This is a genomic window from Agarivorans sp. QJM3NY_30 (assembly GCF_050870855.2).
Taxonomy (GTDB): Bacteria; Pseudomonadota; Gammaproteobacteria; order Enterobacterales; family Celerinatantimonadaceae; genus Agarivorans.
In genome coordinates, this window is record NZ_CP194038.2 from 2316195 (window position 1) to 2338018 (window position 21824).

Here is a 21824-nt window from a genome sequence, read left to right on the forward strand (position 1 = left end):
GCTATGAAACTTAAAATGATTACGGCTACTACAGTGGCCGTTTTATTAGCAGCCAGTGTTAATGCCGCTGCGCCAGTCGAAGAGGCGGGTAATAGAACCGCTGTTTCTTTAAATTCTCCCAGTAGTCAACTAAGCCTTGAGCAAAGGGTCGAACGCTTGGAAAGGATGTTGCAGGCTAGAAATCAGGTCCAGTTAGAACTACAAAGTCAGGTCGATGAGCTGTCCAATAGCATGTCAACCATGGTTGGTCAGCTAGAACAGAGTAACTATCAGATTGAACAAATTACTGAACGTCAACGTGAACTCTACCAAGAGTTAGACCGTCGATTTGCTCAGTTGCAAACAGCCGTGCCTAAAGTTGCCGCCACAACTACTGCTGCCCTTGCAGCGGTTGGAGAAGATCAGGCTTACGACGCAGCCGTGGCGCTAGTGATGCAAGATAAAAACTATGATGCAGCGATTCCGGCCTTTCAAGCTTTTATCCAGGATTTCCCTAAGTCTGGCTATGCACCGAATGCACATTATTGGTTAGGCCAGCTACAATATACTCGTGGGCAACGGGAGCAAGCCGCCCAGCAATTCCTTAAAGTTGTTAACGATTATCCCAAATCTAATAAGGTTGCTGAGTCATTGTTAAAATTGGGTATCATTGCGCAGTTTCAAAAAAATAATGATGAAGCCAAAAAATTGTTTACTCGAGTGGTCCAAGAGCACCCTAATAGTAGTGCTGCGAGTTTAGCGAAGAATCGATTAGGCCAACTTTAGTACAGTTTTTGAATAATAAACTTTAGCAAATTCAAAATTCTGTACAAAGTTGAAGCTGGTTGCTTATTTGCTGAACGCTTAGAAAAAAAGATTCAAAATACTATTGCACAACAGTCTTAAATCCGTATCATAGGCCGCCGTTGAGTCGGGTCAATTGCTAACACAGCAGTGAGGCGGATTTAGCTGAAGTTCAAAGCGGGTTGTTAGCTCAGTTGGTAGAGCAGTTGACTTTTAATCAATTGGTCGAAGGTTCAAATCCTTCACAACCCACCACTTTGTAGCTTTAATGTAGTAGATGTATACGGGTTGTTAGCTCAGTTGGTAGAGCAGTTGACTTTTAATCAATTGGTCGAAGGTTCAAATCCTTCACAACCCACCATATCTATTACCACTTTAGTGGGTCGTTAGCTCAGTTGGTAGAGCAGTTGACTTTTAATCAATTGGTCGAAGGTTCAAATCCTTCACGACCCACCACTATTTTGAAACGTTACGGGTTGTTAGCTCAGTTGGTAGAGCAGTTGACTTTTAATCAATTGGTCGAAGGTTCAAATCCTTCACAACCCACCACGCTTTTCGTTTCCAAATAGGTGATTTACAGTTACGGGTTGTTAGCTCAGTTGGTAGAGCAGTTGACTTTTAATCAATTGGTCGAAGGTTCAAATCCTTCACAACCCACCATCACTGTAAATACCAAATATTATGGGTTGTTAGCTCAGTTGGTAGAGCAGTTGACTTTTAATCAATTGGTCGAAGGTTCAAATCCTTCACAACCCACCATCATTTTATCATTACAAATCATGACTCTATTACCTCATCTAATTCTTTAGTCCAATGACTGACATCTGCACTCTCTGCGGTGTATAATACTCTAATTATTTTATCTCAGATGTAGTTATGCAGCAGCCCGAATATTTTAACGAATCAATTTACCCCTTTCCGCCTAAACCCAAGCCTTTGAGTGAGCAACAGCGTTCGGCCCATAAGCAACGTATAAAGCAGTTGTTAGTTGAGCAAGATGCAGTATTAATCGCTCATTATTACACCGATCCTGAAATCCAAGCCCTGGCCGAAGAGACTGGTGGTTGCGTTGCTGATTCTTTAGAAATGGCACGATTCGGTAATCACCATCCAGCAAAAACCTTGCTAGTGGCGGGGGTGCGTTTTATGGGGGAAACCGCCAAGATCTTAACGCCAGAGAAAAAGGTCATCATGCCGACCTTAGAAGCCACTTGCTCTTTGGATTTAGGCTGCCCAGAAAAAGAATTCTCTGCGTTTTGTGACCAGCATCCAGAGCATACGGTTGTCGTTTATGCGAATACTTCCGCAGCTGTAAAAGCGCGGGCCGACTGGGTCGTTACTTCTAGCATTGCCGTGGATGTTGTGGAACATTTAGATGCCGAAGGGCATAAAATTATCTGGGCGCCTGATAAACATTTGGGGGGCTACGTTGCGAAGCAAACCGGTGCCGATATGTTACTTTGGCAAGGCGCTTGTATTGTTCATGAAGAGTTTAAGGCCAATGCCTTGTGGGCGCTTAAGCAGCAGTTTCCTGATGCGGCTATTTTGGTTCACCCTGAGTCGCCAGAAAACGTAGTTGCGATGGCTGATGCTGTGGGTTCGACCAGTCAGCTCATTGCGGCTGCTCAAACGCTGCCGAATAAAAAGTTAATTGTTGCTACCGACCGTGGCATCTTTTACAAGATGCAACAGGCTTGCCCAGATAAAGAGATGATTGAGGCGCCAACTGGCGGCAATGGGGCGACTTGTCGTTCTTGTGCGCATTGTCCCTGGATGGCTATGAATGGCTTGCAGGCCATCGAAGAGGCCTTAATAGACGCAAAGGGTAAAGAGGTATTTGTAGACAATGCCTTGATTGATAAAGCGTTGGTCCCATTAAACAGGATGCTCAACTTTGCTAAAGGTAACCAATTAAAGGTGAAAGGTAACGCTTAGTCTGCGTTGCTTTGCTTGAAAAAACCAGCTTTAGAGCTGGTTTTTTACTTTTAGTGCACTGGATTGAATTCAGTGGCTAGTTATGCCAATTTAACTTTATTCTTAAAAGCCTAAATCATCGTCAGTTGCATTATGTATCTTGTCACTAGAGCCATTAGTTAATGCGCTTCATGCCTCGTTATCGGCAGATTCATCTGCGCAATAAGTTGCTTATATAATGAATCAGATTGGTATTGTTCATGACTTAATATATGGAAGTTATTTGCAAAAATGATCTATTCTGCAGAGTTTCGACGAGTACTTTTTTTGCACTAATATTGGCAAAACTAATTCTCACAGTAATCCTATTTCGAAATCATATTATTAACGTTTTTGTTATCAATAATGGTTTGTTATACTTCGTGGGTTTTGTGCCTAATAACTAGCAGAGAAGTAAATGAGAGTTGAAACAGATATAAAGCTGGGATTTAAAGACGTCTTGATTAAACCTAAACGTTCAACCTTGAAGAGTCGCTCACAGGTTGTACTTGATCGGGAGTTTACCTTCAAAAACAGCAATAGTCAATGGCACGGTGTACCTGTTATTGCGGCGAATATGGATACGGTGGGAACTTTTGGCTTAGCAAAAGCGCTAGCGGAACATCGTATGATGACTGCGGTTCATAAACATTACAGCATTGAGCAGTGGTCACAGTTTTTAGCATCGATGGCACCAGAAAAAATTAAATATTTAATGGTTAGTTGCGGCACATCAGATGCTGAATTTGAAAAAACCAAGCAAATTTTAGCGCTGAATCAGAATTTACAATTTATTTGTGTTGATGTAGCCAACGGCTATTCTGAACATTTTGTCGCATTTGTACGTAAAATGCGTGACAGCTTTACTGACAAAGTCATCGTGGCTGGCAACGTAGTAACGGGTGAGATGGTTGAAGAACTGATCTTAAGTGGCGCAGACATTGTGAAAGTAGGGATTGGCCCCGGTAGCGTGTGTACCACTCGGGTGAAAACTGGTGTGGGTTACCCGCAATTATCGGCCATTATAGAATGTGCGGATGCTGCCCATGGCCTAGGCGGACAAATCGTTGCAGATGGTGGCTGTACTCAGGCAGGGGATGTCGCAAAAGCTTTTGGTGGCGGCGCTGATTTTGTGATGCTCGGCGGTATGCTGGCTGCGCATGCTGAAAACGGCGGCGAACTTGTAGAACAAAATGGTGAAAAATTCATGAAGTTCTACGGTATGAGCTCTCAAACTGCGATGGATAAACATGTTGGCGGTGTTGCAGAGTATCGTGCCTCTGAAGGCAAAACGGTATTACTCCCATATAAAGGCAGCGTGCAATTCACGATTCAAGATATTCTTGGTGGCGTTCGTTCGGCTTGTACCTATGTGGGTGCATCTGAACTGAAAGAACTCACCAAACGAACCACTTTTATCCGAGTTCAAGAGCAAGAGAATCAAGTGTTCGGTATTACTAAAGTGTAATCAATCGAAGGTTTTGTTGAAACAACCATACCTAGAAATGGTATTAAGAGCGTATCATGCTTTTGATAGCTAATGTGGTATGGTTGTTGTTCTATATCCAGTCCTTTTAATTTCAAACCGATGGCTTCTTTGGTTTTGCATCGCTTAAAGTTGACTTGGAACAGGCCAGTGAATTGGATTGGAGTTCGCTATATGTGTTCAGTTAGAACTTTCCGATAAGAGGCTCTAGCCTTCAATAAGTGCCTCAAATCCTCCCGCGATAATACTCTCCAAGTTATGTGAAGCAATGGCGAGCAGTGAAACTTATCTGGTTTAAGGTATTTGCTAGGAGCAACGAGTCATAATGTATCTACACCATTGTTAAAAATAAAGTTGGGTAATTTGGCCTTCAATAGTGTCATTGAAAGCTATGTTAAAATGATCGCTTGATAGCGATCATATCGAGCGACGAGTTATTTAAAAACACCTTCTACCTTGAGCTACGTGAGACGACTATAGAAGGTGTTTTTATTCAGCAGGCTGGCGGATTTCGTTCAGTAAACTGGCCATTCCAATAGGGGTAATAAGGGTAGGGGATTGCGGTCTGGCTGATTTGGTCTAGGCGTTTGACTTGATCCTCGGTTAGACGCCAGCCGAGTGCTTGTATGTTGTCTGTTAGTTGCGATGCATTGCGAGCCCCGATCAGTACCGATGACACACTGGGGCGATAAAGCACCCAATTTAAAGCAATTTGAGGAATGGTTTTTCCTGTTTCCTCGGCGATGTCTTCCATGACATCAATCACCTTATATAAATGTTCGTCGCTAACGGGTGGTGCAAACTGAGCGGTTTCATGTAAGCGACTTTGCGCTGGGATCGGCTTGTTACGGCTGATTTTCCCAGTTAATCGGCCCCACCCTAGGGGACTCCAAACGATAGCCCCAAGTCCTTGATCAAGTCCTAAGGGCATCAACTCCCACTCATAATCACGGCCTAAAAGTGAATAATAGCTTTGATTGGCGACAAAACGACTATAACCGTAACGGTCGGCTATAGCTTGAGATTTCATCACCTGCCAACCAGAAAAGTTAGACACACCAATATAACGAATTTTACCTGATTTCACTAAGTGGTCGAGTGTTGCCATGACATTTTCCATGGGGGTCATAGCATCGAAGTGATGCAGCTGAAAAATGTCGATGTAGTCGGTATCTAAACGTTTTAACGCGTTGTCTATGGATTCGATTAGGCGATGTCGAGAGGCTCCAATGTCATTGGTTCCTTCTCCCATTCTTAAGGTCGATTTTGTAGATACGATAACTTTATCTCTTCGTCCTTTCATGGCGAGACCAAGCAGGCGTTCTGATTCGCCATCGGAGTAAACATCTGCAGTATCAAACAGATTGATCCCGTGGTCTAGTGCGATATCCATCATATGCTTAGCTTCCTTTTCTTGGCTGTTTCCCCAAGCACTAAATAACGGACCTTTGCCACCAAAAGTACCAGCACCAAATCCTAAGGCTGATACTTTAAAGCCGGATTTTCCTAAAAATCGATATTCCATTTTATTTCCTAATTACGATTGAATGGTTTTAGAGTACCCGCTTGCTTTTGTCAAAAAAACAGCAACAATAGAGAAACACTTTCATGATATTGTTGATAATAGCGATGAGTAATTTGGCGGATATATCCCTTTTTCTTCGAGTTCTCGATCTTAAGTCGATCAGTGCGGCTGCCCGCAGTCTTGATATATCACCAGCCCTCGCCAGTAAACGCTTACAGGTGTTAGAACAACAGCTGGGGGTTCGTTTGTTGCATCGAACGACAAGAACCGTTAGCGCCACCGTTGAGGGGAGAGAGCTGGCATTAAGAGGTCGGCATTTGGTTGAGGAATTAGCAACTTTAACCAGTGATCTTAAAAAAGTATCGCAGGAGGTATCGGGAACCCTTCGTATCACCGCGGGTGTTTCGTTTGGTCGTTTGTTTATTTCGCCTTTGTTACCTCAGTTTCTAAAGCAGCATCCCGCTTTAAAAGTACAACTTAATCTGAGTGATGAGCGAGTGAACTTAGTCGACTCGGGGTTCGATCTGGCGATTCGAATCTCAAGTGCTCTAGAAGACTCAAGTTTGCTCGCCAAAAAACTTAATACCAATAAACGAATCTTATGCGCTTCTGCTGATTATTTAGCTAATTTCGGCCAACCCAATAGCCCTGCGGATTTGGCTCAGCATAATTGTTTAATTTTATCGGGAGAATATGGCCGTGAACACATATGGCAACTGATGAATAAACAAGGTCTGGAAGAAAAAATAAAAGTACAAGGGACCTTAGAAAGTAACCTCGGTGAAGCGTTGTATCAGGCAGCTTTATCGGGTCTGGGTATTTCTCTGCATTCAGACTGGCATATTAAAAATGACTTAGAAGCAGGTCGTTTGTGCCATGTATTACCTGATTACTATAAGCAAACTTCCATTTACGCTGTGATGCCACAACGCCAGTTTGTGCCGTTGCGGGTGCGAGCGTTTATCCAATTTATTGAACAGCAGTTAGCTGCTCCCATTGAGAAATAAAAAGTCATTTGTTTGTGTCTGTCTTGGGAGCTCTAAAATAGCTACAGCGCTGACGATGTCTTTGAATAAGATAGAGCATTTACTCATGCAGAAGTAATCATATGCCGCTAGCGAGTCGACTTTATATAATCTTTGGTTATGATGTTGTTTAGAGGAAAACAGAACGCGTGAACAAGCGGAATACGCAGCAGCGTACAGAGTTTTCGGCTTCGGGTAAACTGTCTTAAAGGCTCTCTTTGCATACAAAGACAAACGTCACTTATTGCAGTTTTTTAACGTATGTTTTGTCATTCAATCAATGTAGAAATTAAACAGCCATCTCAAGTACACTTCAATTTGCCCACTATCCCATTCGTGACAAGTCTCCAAAGTAGGTTTTTCCAGTTTTACTCGCTAGGATTACCAAAGCAATGCAGCTTGAATATAAGCTGAATATCGCCCTAATTGGGTAGCCGGAGAGGTTTAGGTCCCTCTACAATCTGTATATGCGCTGCCACACTAGGTGTTTCCTGAGCTAGCAAGTGCTTATCATCTCAGTCGGTAAAGGTGAATTTGGGCGATTTGATCTTCCGCACTGGACTAAGCGGAATATTTTGTTGAGCTTTAGCTTGATTCTGGGTATCCATTTGCCCAAGGCTGCTCAGATCCAATCGGGTGGTTTGAGAGCTGGGATGCTGATTAAACGTAATGTTGGGTTGCTGTGAGATGCTTTGCTGATGAAGCAAGTCCATTGCTTTGCCAACATCCCCTTGCGCAGAACTTAACAAGTGTTTATGAGTTGCTGGAACCAGGCTGTCGCGACCAGCAATCAGCAAGTTTTTGGCAATATGCATTTTATCGGTTTCCCGAACGACTTGTTGCCGTTGTGCGAGCTTGTCAAAGTTTTGCGAGTGAGAGTCTGTAATATCTCCAATATCCGAGAAAACTGAAAAGCGAGCTTGTGGCATGTTTTGCATTTGTAGTTTGCTTGTTTGCAGCTCTTCTGCCGGAGATTGAAATAGCTGAACAGTTGCTAACTTTCCGATAATTGCCAGATCAGATGGTTTACGCTTTGGATCGGTGAGTGTTTGCATCACAATTTTTCCCCTTCGCGTGTCGCGGGTGCCATGCTCCTTAGTTTTTGCACCTTTGGTTCCTTTCACTTGTAGAGATTTCAAGCCTGGTGTATGCGCCGAAAGTGGCTCCGAGTTATCGGTATGATCACCATACATTAAAAGCGTAGGGGAATTGGTTTTCCACACTAATGCGCCTTGATGACTGCGTTGGTTAAAGGCCATTTCCGCTTCAGAGTCAGTCATTTGTGAACGTTTATCGCGTTGGATCTGAGTTCTGATATTTTCGTCGGCACTGACTCCCCAGTCTTCCATATTTCCAGTATTGGCTTTGATCCGAATATCGGTGCTTCTCGGGGATTGCCTCGCAATATAGCTCGGCAGTTGTTTGCTTAATTGCGCCTGTCGGGATTGACTCATTTGCCAAAGACCCATTTGCTTGACACTTTGTTGCTGATTGAAAACACTGAAATCGAAAGGCTTGTGTTGCGATGAAGAAGTGTCGTGGCTCGATGATTGGGGAGCAAACAGATGAGGAAAACCAAAGGGGGATGGGTTTGTGACGAATGGCTGCTTGAGTTTTCGCTGGATCCTTTTATTTCGGGGGAGTTGTGAGGAAAGCTTGCGCAACTGAGATGAGGACCACATCGGGATTGCTTTACCTGAGGCGCTCTTAAATCTTTTTGCTGGTAATTCATAATCATCGAGGCCTGCTTGCGAGGCTGTGCGCTTTCTTCCTTGGTTATACATCGGGTATTACTCATTAGTGTATAGAGCTCTTATGATTAGCAACATTCAGGCCATCACGAATCACTATTTGTGAAGTGCTAACGGAGCACAGTGAATTAGGGAGAAAAGCCAATAGCTTGACGAAGGGAGAGAGCTTAACCTATTTCGCCGTGGGTATAATTTTACCCACTATAAGGTTTACAAAATGAAAAATTTATCAATAACAGATAGATATAAGTTGGCACTGTAACTGCTAATAGCTTGAATAGAAGATTTTCTATGCTACGGAGTTAAGGGTTATATGGCGCTAACTGATGTCGCGATAGCAAGCGAGCGACGCCTAACACGGGCTTTGCAACTCAGAGTGGATGGGATCAGCTCGCTTAATGCGATGACCGATGATTTCTTGCGCTTGTCGTCGCTGCAGGGGCAGGAGGGGATTTCACAGGCCTATCAGTTTAATTTGGAGTTGAGGGCAAATGATGTAGAACAGTTAAACCGACAGCAAGTGGAGCAGTTAGCCAGCTTTAATGCTGCCGCTGTGGTCGGTTTATGGGGAAGTGTCCGGATTGCTTGTGCTTGGCATCAAGACCGTTTTGCCCTCCACCCAGTAGATGACGCTGCCGATTGGGAAGGCAGCACGCCGTCACGCTATTTTCAGGGGATTGTAACTAGCATGACGCTGATGGCCCCTGGTTGTTACCAACTGGCGCTGGGTTCACCTTTACATTTTCTTAATTTACGTAATCGCTATCACATTTATCACAGCATGGATGTTGTTGCTTTGTTTAGTTGTTTACTAGAGCGGGAAACTGCGTCGGGACGCTTAAAGCTTGAATTTCGTCTTGATGAAAGCCTAACCGTGAGTCGGGTGCAAGATTGGTTGCAAGCCGGTGAAACGGATATGGCATTTTTACAGCGCATCGCTGGTCACGTCGCGGTGCATTATTACTTTATACATCACTCAAATGAACTTAGCTTAGTGTTCTCTAATCGGCCGACGGCGCTACGAGAAGTAGATATCCCCAACTGTGAGCAGCAGCCTCTAGCCTTGCGTTACAGTTATTCTAGTGCGGAAAAACTGGGTCTACAGCAAGACGATTTGTTTTGTGACATGAGTTATCAAGTTAAACTGGTGCCTCAGTCAGTGGATGCAATCCTCACCCGCGAAGAGGCGCAGTGGGAGCAAAATGATGTAGCGGGCTTTACCAGTTACAACGGCGACCCAGAACAGCAAGATAACCCACAGTATTTAAGGCATCGTCGCTACGCCTATGGCACGGATCGTAGTGAGGCAGAAGGCCAGTTAAAGAAATTAAAGCAGGAGTTGGCAAGCGATCAAGAAACCTTGTCGGGTAGCTCGACTTCACCCTTATTGAGCCCGGGATATACCTTTCAATTGTCGCAACCGACAGCTGCCAGTAGCAACGAGATGCGTTTAATGCGTCAGTCTTTTAGCGGCAAAACCTTCGTGGTCACCAGTATTCAGCACAAAGCGAGCGATCAACAGCCCTATAAAGGTACACTGCAGGCCAGTGAAGTCAATCCGCAAACCGACAGTAGTCAAGGCACGCTACTCAGTCCTTTTTCGATGGAAAGTACGCAACAGGGAAGTGTGCTGGCCAGGGTGTTAGAAACTGCGGTACCAAGGGGGTGGCGTTACCGGGAAAAAAGTAATTTTCAGGTGGAGCAGGCACAAAATTCTTTTGCCGGGGACGATGAAAAAGAAAAAGGCTGTTTGGTTCAGTTTGCCACCGCGCGTGATAGTTCCGAACAGTTTTGGGTAAGGTTGAGTTCGCATAGTTCATCGGCACCCGAAGTGGGGGCGATGGTGATGGTTTCGCGCGCTAATAACGATAGCGAATTACCCGAGCTTAGCGTTGTCGCATCACACGGTTCAAAGACCGTGCAACCTCCCGATCGGCGTAATCAATCTTGGACGGCCAATACCAATTGGGGTTCCAGTTACTCTTGTAGTTATGGCGATGGCATTAGCCTGCGTTATGGTTATAGCTCGGTGGTTGATTTTGAGCGTGAAAAAGCAATTGTCGAAAGTGCCTATGATAACGCCGATATGCATGGCAACAACTATGATAATGTCAGTTTTTCGCGTGGTGGTGGATATAACCTCTCATTGAGTAATCAAAATGCCGATGGGGTGAGCAATGCCAGTGTCTCCGCTGGTAGTAGTTATAATGAAAATCATGCCAAAGTAAGTTATGGCTACAGTGATACTGGTAGCACGCAAAATTACTCTCAGGTGGGTAAAAGCGTTAGTCGTTCAGTAGTCGGCAGATACGATGGCCAAGTTGATTTAAGTCAGCCGAGCTTCATCAATGGCAGGGTGCCTGAGCAGTCGATTATCGATATCGCCAATACCTTAGCCGAAGGCGATAGCTACAATGAGCACCATGCCAAAGGACGTAGCATATCGCTGAGTGGGCAGGGGATTGCCCCGCCAAGCTTTGGTGGCTCTAGTGCAGTGGTTTACTCCGACAGCATTGTCTGTGGTAATACCGAAAGTAAATCGCAGCACATGGGTAACGCCAGTAATAGTAATCAGCATATTGGTAATAGTAATTCCACCAGCCTTACGCTGGGCAATAGTGACTCCAGTCATACGACGCTGGGGAATAATAGCTCCATATCGGCTCAAATCGGCGATACCTTTGCTATGAACTCCTTTATGGGCAATCGTACCGACATCTCAACAACGCTGGCAACGGTCACCAATATGTCAACCTTCTTAGGTTTGACCTCGCATATCGATACTTATATGGGCTTGAAGAACAATATCTCTACCCAGCTTGCGGCAACGAGTAACATTAATACTAGTATGTCGGCCGTTAGTAATATTGAAACCAGTATTGGAGCTAGCAATACCATCAGTACCAACCTTAGTGCCAGCAATGAGCTCAGTACTAAAATTGCGGCGAGTAATGCCATGGCGACCCATATTGGCGCATCGAATAGCGTCACCACGAACATCAGCGCTAGCAATAATGTGTCAACGACTCTGGGAGTGGCCAATCATACCGAAACCTACTTAGGACTTAAAAACTCAACGTCTACATTTATCGGCGCGACTATGGATAGCAGCGTAAAACTCGGTAGCAGCATTTCGTCATCGGTGGCTTTGGCCAGTGATATCAGTTCGTCTACTTTTATGGGGGCGAAAATTGAAGATTCGAGTTTCTTTGGCATGAAAGCCGAATTCTCAACTTTTATGGGGATCAATATCACCAGTAAAACGGTTGCTTCGGTGGATATTGAAATGAAAAGTGCACCCTTAGCGCTCAAGCCTCTGAAAGCCTCGGTTGAGATTGAAATCGACTCGGGTCCACAAATCAACATGCTGGTCATGCAGATTAATCTATGACGATGCAGCTGATTAAACCTCGATGTTTAGGCCTGATATCGCGGCCTTATCGCTTTGATGAATGGGGCTTAGCCATTGGCGCCTTAAGTTTTTTTTCGCTAGAGAAAACACCCCGCTTGCTGCTTGAAAGTGAGCAATGGCCGCTCATGACCAAAGCGTTGGGGCAAACTCAGGTGCTGGATATGGGATTCGCCAAACCGAAGGGGGAAGTATTGGTCGCGGGCGCGGCATACCCGACCGAAGGTCAGGCTGCCGAGCGTTGTCGGGTTGCGCTGCAGGTGGGGCCTGTAGACAAGAGTCTTGTTGTCGTCGGTGATCGCTACCTCAGGCATCGCTGGTTAACGAAACTCAGCCAGCCGCAGCCTTTTCGTCACATGCCGTTGAGCTATGAGCGGGCCTATGGCGGGCCTAACATGCCCAATAACCCTATTGGTCGCGGTGCCGGTTGTAAAAATCAAGGTACTAAGCTGCAGCCTTTGGCTAACTTTTACTATCCTTCCGATAATCAGCGCTTAGGATATCAACCCAAGCATCCTGCAGGCCTTGGGCCACTGGATATTGGCTGGCCGCAGCGTAGCCGATATCAGGGAACTTATGACGAAAAATGGCTCGCGGAACGCCACCCCGGATTTCCGCAAGACGCTGATCCAAAGTTGTTTTTAGCCGCAGCCGAAGATCAACATTTTAATGCTTTCATTAAGCCTCAAACGACCTTTAAGCTTAGCGGATTGCATCCTGAAATAAGTACCATTGCAGGTATTTTACCCAATATTCGGATTCGTATGTTGGTTCAGCAGCAGTTGGATGGTGCGCTTTATTACCGGGAAGTCGAAAACTATATTGATACCCTATGGTTGTTTCCTGACGCGTTGTTGGGGGTGGCGATACATCGTGGGGTTGTGCCAATTCAGGATGTCGATGGTTTGGACATCAAACAACTACTGTTAGCCTGCGAAGGTGTGGATGACCCCCCTCGCTCGCTGGCCCATTACCAACAGCAACTGGCAGAGCGCAGTGACCCGACATCGGCCACTAATAGTCTGTTGAACGAAGCGCCACTGTTGCCCGAGAAGACGCCGCAGCAATTGGCCCGCCGCAAAACTCTCATCACCAATGCTCAAAATGCGCTGCAAGAACGCAAGCGAGCTAAACTCTCCGCCTTAAAGGCCGGCCAGCCAGAGTTGGGTTTAGCCAGTCCTGAAGACGACTCGGAGCTTGACTCGCTGGCAGCGATCCCCTCTGAACTGATGAGCGAATTCGATTACGATCTATCACCTGTCATGGCAAAGGTAAATAGCTTGTGCGCGAAGCTCAAAGCGAGCAATACCGCTGCGAGCCCTGTGCAAGCAAGCAAGCCACCCGGGCAAAGCAATCAGCAGTTGCGAGCGCGACTCATGCGGATTGCTGGTGAACGGGATGCAACAGCAAGCGGCTTATCCCCGCAGGCACAGGCGGAGCAACTACAAGCGGCGTCAAGCCTGCAAATGCGTCAACTTAGTCCGACCGTGACCGTCGATTATCTCCCCCTGCCAGAGCAACAATCTTCGCTACTTCGAATATGGCTGCAAGAGCTACTTGCTGCAGGCGAAAGCTTGTCAGGGCGAGACTTGGCTGGCGCCAATTTAAGTGGCTTAGATTTTAGCGGGCAAAATTGCCGCAATGTAATGCTGGAGGGGGCAGATCTTAGTGATTGTAATTTCTCGTCCTGTGATCTGAGTGGTGCAGTGCTCACCGGAGCCTGTATTCGTGCCAGTAACTTTAGCAAGGCCAAGCTGCATGCTAGTAATTTGTCTGCAACCACTGGTGATGGGCCTTGTTTCGATGGTGCTGAACTCATTAAAACCCAGTTGCTGGAAGCGCAGCTCAGCAATGCCAGCTTCATTCAGGCTTCGCTTAAGCAAGTCAATGCGACCAAGGCCAAACTAAAAGCCGCCAACTTTAGCGGGGCTGAGCTCATAGACAGCCAGTTGCTGCAAACCGAATTAGTCGGCAGTGTCTGGCAGCATTGCCAGGCTAGCGCCCTCGTTATGTATGGGGCCGATTGCTGTGACAGCAACTGGCAGCATGCTCAGGTAAAGCGTTGCGTCATGGTCAACATGCGGCTGAGTTTTAGTCGTTGGCAAGGGAGCCGTTGTGAACTGCTACAGTTCGGCCCTGGGGGGGAGTGGCAAGGGGTTAACCTGAGTCGCGCAAGCTGGAAAATATGTGGTTTGAGAGCGCTCAGTTTAAAAGATTGCACAGCAAGTTCGGCGGTGTTTGTCGAATGTGATTTTAGTTCGGTGCAGTGGGTCGATTCAGACTTAAGCCAAAGTACCTTCTATCGTTGTTTGATGGGCGATGCCCTGTTTCATTCATTGGATTGGCGAGCCAGCCTACTGCACCAAACCAAGCTACGTAAAGTTAAGGCTAGTCAGGTCGACTGGCGAGGCGCCACTATGCATGAAGTCGATACTGACCATGGTGCTTTTGATCTGTGCCGTGTTCATGGGCTCAAACAAAGCCCGAAACCGAAAAAACTAATTCCTGATCAAGAGGTTAATACTAATGCAGCCCAATGATTTACAAGAATACGCAGCAACAGGCAAACCGGTGATGAATGCCGAATTTTGTGGTCAGAGCTGGCAACAAATTTCGATAGAGGGGCTAACGTTTATTGAATGTAAATTTAACCAGATGAACTTACAGGCATGCCAATTGACACGCTGTGTGTTTATCCGCTGTGATTTTTCCCAAAGCAGTTTAGTTCAGCTTCATTGGCAACAAAGTAATCTGTTGCAGTGTCAGGTTAAAGATACGCACTGGCAAGGGCAGTGTCATGGGGCCACTTTTGCGGAATGTAACTTCACTGGCGCCGTGTTGAATAACTTGGAGATTGAGGCCAGTACTTTTAGCGACTGTCAGCTCGATAAAGTCGCTGTCATGCGTTGCAGTTTTAAAACGACCGCTTTAAACCAGTTATCTCTGGATGGCGCATTGCTCGATAGTTGTCAGTTAAACAACGTGGCGTGGCTGAAGGCTGATTTAAGCGATGCCAAGCTCATCAACTGCCAGTTTAATCAGGTTTTGCTGCTGGAATGTGATCTGAGCGCTCAGGACTTAAGCCAAGGACAATTACAAAATTGCACCTGCTCAGAGAGTCGATTTATTGGGACACAGTTTAAAGACGCCCAGCTTCAGGGGAGTAACTTTTCGAAATGTTTGATTGAAGAGGCTTGCTTTGAAGGGGCGCAATTGCAACGTAGTTTATTCATCGAAGCGACGATTAAAAGCTGTTCATTTAACCAAGCCCACATGCAGGGCGTAAATTTCCAGCAAGCGACGCTTGATGCTTGCTTATTCAATCGATGCCAGTTGAATGAGTCTTGGTTTAAACATGCGGTGATCAGCGATAGCGATTTTTCTGCGAGTGAGCTAAGCAATGCCAATTTTTCCCATGCAGTGCTTAAATCCTGCAATTTTCAGGACGTGACTCTACAGCGTACCAACATTCACGCGATGCAGGACAAAGATTGTAAATGGCCCAAATTTACTGAGGGGACTGTGCTGCAAACCGATGTCGAACTAAATCAGATCGAACAAAAACTAAATCAACTGGGGATCATTCTATGAAGCCATATGTTGCTTATCAACAATTGAGAGTCGAGCTACCACAAACCACAGCAAAGCCTGAACAAGCCGCTTATATAGTGGCTCATGTGACCGCCGTGATTCACGATGAAGCGGGGCGGGCGGTAAAATATCAGCTTGATCATGATGTTGAAGTGGTGTTGGCAATGAGTTCATTAATTCAGCCGGTTCGTGGTGATTTAGTTGCTTATCTTAAGACCGAGGCTGGTTGTTTTCTGCTGCATATCCTGCAACGTAATTGCGAGCAGGTGACGCAAATAAATAGCGTCCATCCGATACAACTGCACGCGCCCAAAATTGTTCTTTCGGCAGAGCAGGAGCTTGAATTGCTTTCACTGAATCGCTTTTCTCTCACCGGTCAACATGGGCTTATTTCGGTGAGCGGAACCTTGGTGAGCTGTGCTGATTTCATGGTGAAACAGGTGAATCAGTTGATGGTCACAGCCAAAGGTTTACTGCGCCTGTCTGGCAGGCAGCAGGTGATTACCGCCGAAGAAGATGTACGTATCGACGGCAAACGGATCAATATGGGGTGAATATTATGTTTGCAAATACCCAAATGACGGCGATTAATTTGGCCTTTCCCGATGTCTGTAAAACTCTGGTAGGGGTGGCACCAGTGCCGCTCCCTTATCCAAATATTGCGACCACCAGTATGGCGATCCCAACGGTGTTTAATCAGTTCACCGAAGCCATGCCAGATCACAACTTGTTGACGACGGTGGTGTTAAGTAATGGTGACGAAGCTGGCCTGTTGTTGGGATTGGTATCGAACCTGATTATGGGGCCATGTAGCCACGTGGTCGGGAGCTTTAAGGTCTTCAAGTCGGTCATGCCTGCAACCAAAATGTTATCGATCACTGGTCAGAATGGCCCCTTGGCTAATGTACCCGGTGTGACCTTAAGCCCCTGCCAGGTGAAGGTGATGATATTGAGTTAGTGGCATGTATTCATGTCTATATAAAGTTTATTGTAGTTTGTTGAGCCGGATTTTTTGGCTGTTGAAAGGAGCACAACATGGAAGATGGGTCAGAAAAAAGAGCGGTGTTAATTGCTGGGGCGGGTAGCTTAAGCCCAAGTCCGTTACTCGAAAAAGCGCGGCAGCTTAGAGCAAATAAAAAAAGTCCAAACAAAGTTCAGCAGTCTGTTCCTGCTCATTCAGAGCCAAGTAAACGACAGCTTAAATCTGATGGGACAGCGGTGTATCCGAATGTATCCTTAGATGTTTCGCAAGGTGCTAGAGCCAAAATCGAGCAAAAACGTAAAGAGTTGGCGCAAAGCCGAACCTTGCCCTCATCAGGTGAGGTTTTTATCGCAACAGGGCCTTCACGTCCAGAGATGACGGTAGATGGGGTTATCATAAAAAATAAGAAAAAGACCAACACGAGCACCAAAATAACTGATCCTACATTTGGTTTTAAAGAAGGTGTTAGCCAGTTTTCAAACGGAGACTCAGAATTTACAAACAGGATATTTACCTCATCAAGCCCCGATTGGACAAAAACCAAATATGGTAGCCACGATGAATTTCTAGAGGCTTCAAAAGCGGTTCAATCGGAGATTGCTTCCGGTGGACATGCTTTATTTCGGGCAGATCCTAGCAACGTTGGCAAGGGGTATTTGGGCAAACATGATCCTGTATTGAGTGTTGCCAATTTACGAGAGCGATTAAATAAGCAAACCATTCTAGGGATTGGCACCGGTATGCCCACATCTACATCCTCAAAATTCACTTCATATAAGGCCTTTAATCAGTCGGAAAACATGGCGAGAACTGAAGCTTCGCTGTTGCTTGCAAAAGATACAGCCAAGGTTGGTGTATTTAAGGGACAAGCTTCTTATAAGGCAACTTCTGATTTTAAAAAGGATATCGGTATATCAGTTGAAAAAGGCAAACCGGGTACCACCATGGTACAGAGAACTCAGGTTTCGCTAAATTCGAGCCTTGACCCCACTCAAGTGAAAACTGAGTTGAATGCGGGCCGGGCATCTACCGTGCCTTGGACGGTTGCTCAACATTTTCCGACAAAATAGACCTAGTGTTATGAGCGGAAACTATTAAAGCCTGAGCCTTTTGAGGAAAAACTCTGTTGATGCTGATGTTTAGGCTGAGCGTGTGCATTTGAGTGGGCCATTGGTGACAGGCTTAAGCTTGGCTCTATCTTGTTACTAAAGCTATGGCTCCCAAGTCCGGTGCGCAGCTTGGTGCCGGGAATGCTGTCATTTCGGCTGACAATGTTGGGGCTTACACCACTAAAATAACCGCGGGTTTGGGGGTTTAGCTGATGATACATAATCGTTGTATCCCGTTTAGAAAACTCGCCGCCACTTACTGTCGGTGCCGGGCGTCGTGGGCTGGAACTGGGCTCGCCAAGCTCTTCTAGAGTGCGCATGCGCAGCTCTGTATGACTTACTTTGGAACCTAGGCCATAGGCGTTTGCCAGCTGGTAGTGGTCGTTAACCCCTTTATCGCGAACAATTCTAACCAATTGTTGATAATCTCGCAGCGGTGCGGCAATGGTAGATTTCATGGTGTTGTTTGCTCCTGTTTGACCGTTTGCTCAGGGGGACTATCAGGCCATTGAACTAGCGATGTTGCTAAGTTGAAGTGCTGCTGTTGCCAATGCTTCGCGTTATCAATCGTGCTAAAAGGACCAAGTAATGCAACATACCATTGTCGCTGATTGTCGTGAGTGGCAAAAATATTAGCGGTTTGACTTAACTCGAGTTTATTCAAGGCGAAGCTGGCTTGTGTTAAATCAGAGTATAGGCCAATTTGAACCGCAAATTGGCGATTGCCGGTATCAGCGACTTTAAGCTGTAAGTCTTGATTGCTGAGAGGCGATTTAAGCGACGCGCTATCAAGTTTAAATTTAAGCGGATTTAATACGGTATTCGGCGGAAGGATGGCAGTTAAACTTACGCCAATCGCGGCAAATAACACGAAGATAGCGAGCAGTGTCTTTGCCATGTTCTTATTCTCTTTATTGTTAATAATGTAAATTTAACAACTTTCGCTGGGTTTGCAATTAATAAGCTGTCATTTTGCCGCTTAGCTGCAAAATAGACTGGCAAAGTTATGGTCGGTGTTAGTTTTTGATGTCCTGAGTTTGAGTGCTGATGTGATGGTAGACAAGGGGATTAGCTGCTTTTCATCGTTCAGGTTAAAGATCTCATGGATCTCCACATAATGCTGATACAAGGTCTTTGGTTTACCTCGATAATAAATCCGTTGGTTGTCATCGGGCGCTGAAAAGGTGAAGGGTAGCATGCTGAATTTTAGCTTGTGCATTGCGCTGATTGAGGCTCGGTTATGGGCAAAAGCACAAGCATAACATGCGCTTATCTTGTGATAGTGTTCTCCCAAATATAGTAAGGTCTGCAATGCTTGAGGACCAAGTTGCTTGCCTTGAAAGTCTTTACCCAGCCAGAAGTAAAAAAAGCCAATGTTCTGCCGGATCCGTAGGCAAACCGATCCCACAAAACCCCAATGATCATGGATCAAGGCGAATACTCGCTGGTCTGGTTGTGATTGATTTTGATGAAGCCAATGTCGCCATTCGGCTTCACTGGCAAAGTTTGGTAAATTGCATAACTCGGCGATTGAGGGTTCATAAAATTGCCAGATAAACGCATTGTAGTGCTCGTAATCCAAGGGGATTAAAGTGAGCAGTTGATTGGAGCAATCGTCAGGGTGGTAAGATATGTTGCACTGACGTTGTTGCAGTAGCGTTATACTCTGGGTTAATTGTTGGGCTTCTGGATAGTGCAATAGTGCATTGCGTAAGCTTGCTTCTGCGTTATTTAGGTTTCCAGTTTTAATTAATGTCACCACGGTCTGATAGCAGTTATCAATCGCATTTTGTTGTAAACCTCGGGTACTTTCTAACCCAGCAATATATTTATGCAGTTGACGTCTTAAAATTAGTAGCAAGGACCAGTCTTCAAGCCAATCAGCTAATTCAATTGCTTTGATGAGTAATTGCGCTGAGGTTTGGCTCACTGGGTAAGCTTCTAATTTTTGTTGTCGTAACCACAGTAACCACGTTATACGCTCACAGGGAGAAATGCCATGTTGTAAGCCGTAGGTAATTTGGCTAGCAACCCGCGAGCCCATTTTATTGTCGAAGATCTCATGGCTTGCTAAGCCGGCGAATTTGAGTGAAAAATTGAATGATTCCATAGGCTTTAACCAAGTCTTTTGGGGATAAATAGCAATTGTTTAGAAAACGGTTCTGAAAATATATTCAAGCTTAATGCCAGTGCGAATAAATCGCAGATTAATTCAAGTAAGCGTCACTCGGACATGGTATTGACCATCAATATTGGATAGCGCTATGGATACCTGGAAATAGATACATTGAGGCGCTGTGCTGGAGGGCTGACTAGATTTCAGGTGATAGATTCATGCAATCATCATCAGCATTATTTACTAACCTATCTGTCAAATAATGAGTTTGTCAACTAATGTATTGTTTATGAGTGAAAGCCGATAGTTTGTTTTTGGTTGTTTATAGGGTAAGGATGAACCCGGCACTATCAATAACTCAAAGATAGGAACAGGGAATAGTGAAAGACATATTGGAACAAAATATTGTTGGTCACTCGTACGCTATCAAAAGGGTGATCAAAGCCATTCGAACTCAGGCTGTATTTCCCACACCAGTGATTATCACGGGTGAAACAGGAACCGGTAAGGAATTGGCAGCACGTGGTTTGCATTATTCTGGAGGCCTTTCCAGTAGGCCATTTATTGCGCTTAACTGTTCCACCTTTAATGATGATTTATTTGTCAGTGAATTGTTTGGTCACAAGAAAGGTTCATTTACCGATGCTAAAACCGATCGTCAAGGCTTGTTAGCTGCGGCAGAGGGGGGCACTTTGTTTCTTGATGAGATCGATAGTTTGTCACTTAAATCTCAGGCGACGTTATTGCGTTTTTTACAAGAAAAAGAATTTCGTCCGGTAGGAAGTAACGACACCTGTAAAGCGAGTGTTAGGCTTGTGACTGCAACCAACTGTGATCTAGCAGAGCAGATCACCAAAGGTTGTTTTCGTGAAGATCTTTACTATCGTCTATTGATTTTGACCATTCATATGCCTCCCTTGCGTGAACGTATCGAAGATATGCCCGAACTGATAGAACACTTTTTGAGTAAGTTCGACAGTCAATACCAGTTAGGGCGAAACAGAGTCAGCGAACGAATCATGCATCAGCTGTGTCAACATAATTGGCCTGGTAATGTTCGAGAGTTAGAAAATACCTTACATCGGCTGTATTTAACCGCAGAACTCCCGCTCATTGATAATGTTGAGTACTTGCTGTTTGCATCAAAAACTTTGCGCGAGACCCAAACTGTGGTTGCTAAATCGAAGATTGCCACTGAGCCGGAAAATTTTGATGGTATTTCTTTCGCCGATGCTAAACGTCAAACAGTAGAGGCTTTCGAACTTGCTTTTGTGAAACATGCCTTGGTGAAGTGTAACGGTAATATTACTAAAGCTGCATCACTTTGTGGAAAAGAGCGCAGGGCATTTGGCAAGTTGGTGAAGAAATACAATATCAGTAAAAATTACCCTGACCTCGGCTTATCCTGCTGAGTTTTTCCTGTGAAACTTGGCGATTACTCAAGGGATCTGGTATCCATTAAAGGCGAACAATAAAAGTAATATTAAACTTTTAATGAATTCATAAGTCATGTTTACCCATCTCGGACCCTATCTATATAGCCTTAGCTACATCTTATGCGCAACTTACTTACCAAAATGACAGCGATACAAACTTAAATGATGGGGTTGCAGCATCACTCAATAGCTCTCTGAATCGAAACGTACCGGGCTACAACTTACCCACTGGGTATTAATTCACGCGTTCCTGATCACCTAAAATATACGCAGATAACATCCAACTATATATATCCCATTGTTCTTACTTGTTAATTATTTGTTTTGTCAATTTGGCATCAGTTTTGCTGAAGGTTTGGTTATGTCGTTTACCACGAGGGTAACTATGACGGACGAAGTACAAGACATCAAGTTGGTGATCTTACGTTACCTGCAACAGCATCCGGGATCAGAAGACTCCCTTGCAGGCATTACCGACTGGTGGGTAAAGCGGCAACGTTTCGATGATTCTATGATGGCGGTAGAGACAGCATTGAAGCGTATGGTAGGGGAACAGATCGTGGTTGAAACAAATCGCAACGGTGTTTCTTATTACCGATTTAATGCGAAGGCATAAGCAAGGACGTGAGTCCGCAATAGTAGTTTTGAGTGCTAGTCA

At 45.2% G+C, this 21824-nt stretch carries 17 protein-coding genes and 6 tRNA genes; 18 read left to right on the forward strand and 5 right to left on the reverse strand.

The genetic code is table 11. The annotated features are described in order from the left end of the window. Nucleotides 1-3: 3 nt before the first annotated feature. The 9 genes from ybgF (at nt 4) to ACRRSX_RS10690 (ending at nt 4204) form a co-directional block, all read left to right on the forward strand. Nucleotides 4-765 carry a tol-pal system protein YbgF gene (gene ybgF, locus ACRRSX_RS10650; protein WP_432453232.1) on the forward strand — a complete coding sequence of 254 codons (762 nt, stop codon included), beginning with the start codon at nt 4-6 and terminating at the stop codon, nt 763-765. 197 nt (nt 766-962) lie between these two features. Then, nucleotides 963-1038, forward strand: a tRNA-Lys gene (locus ACRRSX_RS10655). 30 nt (nt 1039-1068) lie between these two features. After that, nucleotides 1069-1144 (forward strand) — tRNA-Lys (locus ACRRSX_RS10660). A 19-nt stretch (nt 1145-1163) separates the two neighbouring features. Continuing rightward, nucleotides 1164-1239, forward strand: a tRNA-Lys gene (locus ACRRSX_RS10665). A 17-nt stretch (nt 1240-1256) separates the two neighbouring features. After that, nucleotides 1257-1332, forward strand: a tRNA-Lys gene (locus tag ACRRSX_RS10670). Between the two features lie 35 nt (nt 1333-1367). Next, nucleotides 1368-1443: transfer RNA gene (locus ACRRSX_RS10675), tRNA-Lys, on the forward strand. Between the two features lie 23 nt (nt 1444-1466). Continuing rightward, a tRNA-Lys gene (locus tag ACRRSX_RS10680) sits at nt 1467-1542 on the forward strand. 117 nt (nt 1543-1659) lie between these two features. After that, on the forward strand, nt 1660-2718 hold the full coding sequence (gene nadA / locus ACRRSX_RS10685) for a quinolinate synthase NadA (RefSeq protein ID WP_432453231.1): 1059 nt from the start codon (nt 1660-1662) through the stop codon (nt 2716-2718). A 436-nt stretch (nt 2719-3154) separates the two neighbouring features. After that, on the forward strand, nt 3155-4204 hold the full coding sequence (locus ACRRSX_RS10690) for a GMP reductase (protein ID WP_432453230.1): 1050 nt from the start codon (nt 3155-3157) through the stop codon (nt 4202-4204). Between the two features lie 511 nt (nt 4205-4715). Here the strand turns inward: ACRRSX_RS10690 and ACRRSX_RS10695 are convergent. Then, a complete protein-coding gene (locus ACRRSX_RS10695) occupies nt 4716-5747 on the reverse strand; it encodes an aldo/keto reductase (RefSeq protein WP_432453229.1) in 1032 nt (343 codons plus the stop codon). Between the two features lie 83 nt (nt 5748-5830). Between ACRRSX_RS10695 and ACRRSX_RS10700 the strand changes: the two genes are divergently transcribed. Continuing rightward, nucleotides 5831-6754 (forward strand): LysR family transcriptional regulator, encoded by a 924-nt coding sequence (locus tag ACRRSX_RS10700; RefSeq protein WP_432453228.1) that lies wholly within the window; start codon nt 5831-5833, stop codon nt 6752-6754. A 533-nt stretch (nt 6755-7287) separates the two neighbouring features. Here the strand turns inward: ACRRSX_RS10700 and ACRRSX_RS10705 are convergent. Further along, the gene (locus tag ACRRSX_RS10705; protein WP_432453227.1) at nt 7288-8226 is read right to left on the reverse strand and encodes a hypothetical protein; all 939 of its coding nucleotides are present in this window, start codon (nt 8224-8226) and stop codon (nt 7288-7290) included. Between the two features lie 610 nt (nt 8227-8836). On the opposite strand from ACRRSX_RS10705, the gene ACRRSX_RS10710 reads away from it, so the two are divergent. The 6 genes from ACRRSX_RS10710 (at nt 8837) to ACRRSX_RS10735 (ending at nt 17575) form a co-directional block, all read left to right on the forward strand. Further along, nucleotides 8837-11914 carry a contractile injection system protein, VgrG/Pvc8 family gene (locus tag ACRRSX_RS10710; RefSeq protein ID WP_432453226.1) on the forward strand — a complete coding sequence of 1026 codons (3078 nt, stop codon included), beginning with the start codon at nt 8837-8839 and terminating at the stop codon, nt 11912-11914. After that, nucleotides 11911-14472, forward strand: coding sequence for a DUF2169 domain-containing protein (locus ACRRSX_RS10715; RefSeq protein ID WP_432453225.1), 2562 nt, complete (start codon nt 11911-11913; stop codon nt 14470-14472). Before ACRRSX_RS10710 ends, ACRRSX_RS10715 begins: the two co-directional genes overlap by 4 nt. Continuing rightward, nucleotides 14459-15523: a pentapeptide repeat-containing protein gene (locus tag ACRRSX_RS10720; protein ID WP_432453224.1), complete on the forward strand. Its 1065-nt coding sequence runs from the start codon at nt 14459-14461 to the stop codon at nt 15521-15523. The genes ACRRSX_RS10715 and ACRRSX_RS10720 overlap by 14 nt, the downstream gene beginning before the upstream one ends. Next, complete coding sequence (locus ACRRSX_RS10725) at nt 15520-16077, forward strand: hypothetical protein (RefSeq protein ID WP_432453223.1); 558 nt, start codon at nt 15520-15522, stop codon at nt 16075-16077. Before ACRRSX_RS10720 ends, ACRRSX_RS10725 begins: the two co-directional genes overlap by 4 nt. A 5-nt stretch (nt 16078-16082) precedes the next feature. Then, a complete protein-coding gene (locus ACRRSX_RS10730; protein ID WP_432453222.1) occupies nt 16083-16481 on the forward strand; it encodes a DUF4150 domain-containing protein in 399 nt (132 codons plus the stop codon). A 77-nt stretch (nt 16482-16558) separates the two neighbouring features. Continuing rightward, the gene (locus tag ACRRSX_RS10735) at nt 16559-17575 is read left to right on the forward strand and encodes a hypothetical protein (RefSeq protein ID WP_432453221.1); all 1017 of its coding nucleotides are present in this window, start codon (nt 16559-16561) and stop codon (nt 17573-17575) included. A gap of 8 nt (nt 17576-17583) precedes the next feature. Here the strand turns inward: ACRRSX_RS10735 and ACRRSX_RS10740 are convergent, their stop codons facing one another. The 3 genes from ACRRSX_RS10740 to ACRRSX_RS10750 form a co-directional block, all read right to left on the reverse strand. Next, entirely contained in the window at nt 17584-18072 is a 489-nt protein-coding gene (locus tag ACRRSX_RS10740) for a hypothetical protein (protein ID WP_432453220.1), read from the reverse strand. Then, nucleotides 18069-18512 (reverse strand): SPOR domain-containing protein, encoded by a 444-nt coding sequence (locus ACRRSX_RS10745; protein WP_432453219.1) that lies wholly within the window; start codon nt 18510-18512, stop codon nt 18069-18071. Before ACRRSX_RS10745 ends, ACRRSX_RS10740 begins: the two co-directional genes overlap by 4 nt. 81 nt (nt 18513-18593) lie before the next feature. Then, nucleotides 18594-19724, reverse strand: coding sequence for a GNAT family N-acetyltransferase (locus ACRRSX_RS10750; protein ID WP_432453218.1), 1131 nt, complete (start codon nt 19722-19724; stop codon nt 18594-18596). 386 nt (nt 19725-20110) lie between these two features. On the opposite strand from ACRRSX_RS10750, the gene ACRRSX_RS10755 reads away from it, so the two are divergent. Further along, nucleotides 20111-21142, forward strand: coding sequence for a sigma 54-interacting transcriptional regulator (locus ACRRSX_RS10755; protein WP_432453217.1), 1032 nt, complete (start codon nt 20111-20113; stop codon nt 21140-21142). Nucleotides 21143-21551: 409 nt separating this feature from the next. Further along, nucleotides 21552-21782: a hypothetical protein gene (locus tag ACRRSX_RS10760; protein ID WP_432453216.1), complete on the forward strand. Its 231-nt coding sequence runs from the start codon at nt 21552-21554 to the stop codon at nt 21780-21782. Nucleotides 21783-21824 lie beyond the last annotated feature (42 nt).

Bases quoted from the DNA above. Each gene is read 5' to 3' on its own strand.
- ybgF (WP_432453232.1), top strand. From the start codon at position 4: ATGAAACTTAAAATGATTACGGCTACTACAGTGGCCGTTTTATTAGCA.
- nadA (WP_432453231.1), top strand. From the start codon at position 1,660: ATGCAGCAGCCCGAATATTTTAACGAATCAATTTACCCCTTTCCGCCT.
- ACRRSX_RS10690 (WP_432453230.1), top strand. From the start codon at position 3,155: ATGAGAGTTGAAACAGATATAAAGCTGGGATTTAAAGACGTCTTGATT.
- ACRRSX_RS10695 (WP_432453229.1), bottom strand. From the start codon at position 5,747: ATGGAATATCGATTTTTAGGAAAATCCGGCTTTAAAGTATCAGCCTTA.
- ACRRSX_RS10700 (WP_432453228.1), top strand. From the start codon at position 5,831: ATGATATTGTTGATAATAGCGATGAGTAATTTGGCGGATATATCCCTT.
- ACRRSX_RS10705 (WP_432453227.1), bottom strand. From the start codon at position 8,226: ATGAGTCAATCCCGACAGGCGCAATTAAGCAAACAACTGCCGAGCTAT.
- ACRRSX_RS10710 (WP_432453226.1), top strand. From the start codon at position 8,837: ATGGCGCTAACTGATGTCGCGATAGCAAGCGAGCGACGCCTAACACGG.
- ACRRSX_RS10715 (WP_432453225.1), top strand. From the start codon at position 11,911: ATGACGATGCAGCTGATTAAACCTCGATGTTTAGGCCTGATATCGCGG.
- ACRRSX_RS10720 (WP_432453224.1), top strand. From the start codon at position 14,459: ATGCAGCCCAATGATTTACAAGAATACGCAGCAACAGGCAAACCGGTG.
- ACRRSX_RS10725 (WP_432453223.1), top strand. From the start codon at position 15,520: ATGAAGCCATATGTTGCTTATCAACAATTGAGAGTCGAGCTACCACAA.
- ACRRSX_RS10730 (WP_432453222.1), top strand. From the start codon at position 16,083: ATGTTTGCAAATACCCAAATGACGGCGATTAATTTGGCCTTTCCCGAT.
- ACRRSX_RS10735 (WP_432453221.1), top strand. From the start codon at position 16,559: ATGGAAGATGGGTCAGAAAAAAGAGCGGTGTTAATTGCTGGGGCGGGT.
- ACRRSX_RS10740 (WP_432453220.1), bottom strand. From the start codon at position 18,072: ATGAAATCTACCATTGCCGCACCGCTGCGAGATTATCAACAATTGGTT.
- ACRRSX_RS10745 (WP_432453219.1), bottom strand. From the start codon at position 18,512: ATGGCAAAGACACTGCTCGCTATCTTCGTGTTATTTGCCGCGATTGGC.
- ACRRSX_RS10750 (WP_432453218.1), bottom strand. From the start codon at position 19,724: ATGGAATCATTCAATTTTTCACTCAAATTCGCCGGCTTAGCAAGCCAT.
- ACRRSX_RS10760 (WP_432453216.1), top strand. From the start codon at position 21,552: ATGACGGACGAAGTACAAGACATCAAGTTGGTGATCTTACGTTACCTG.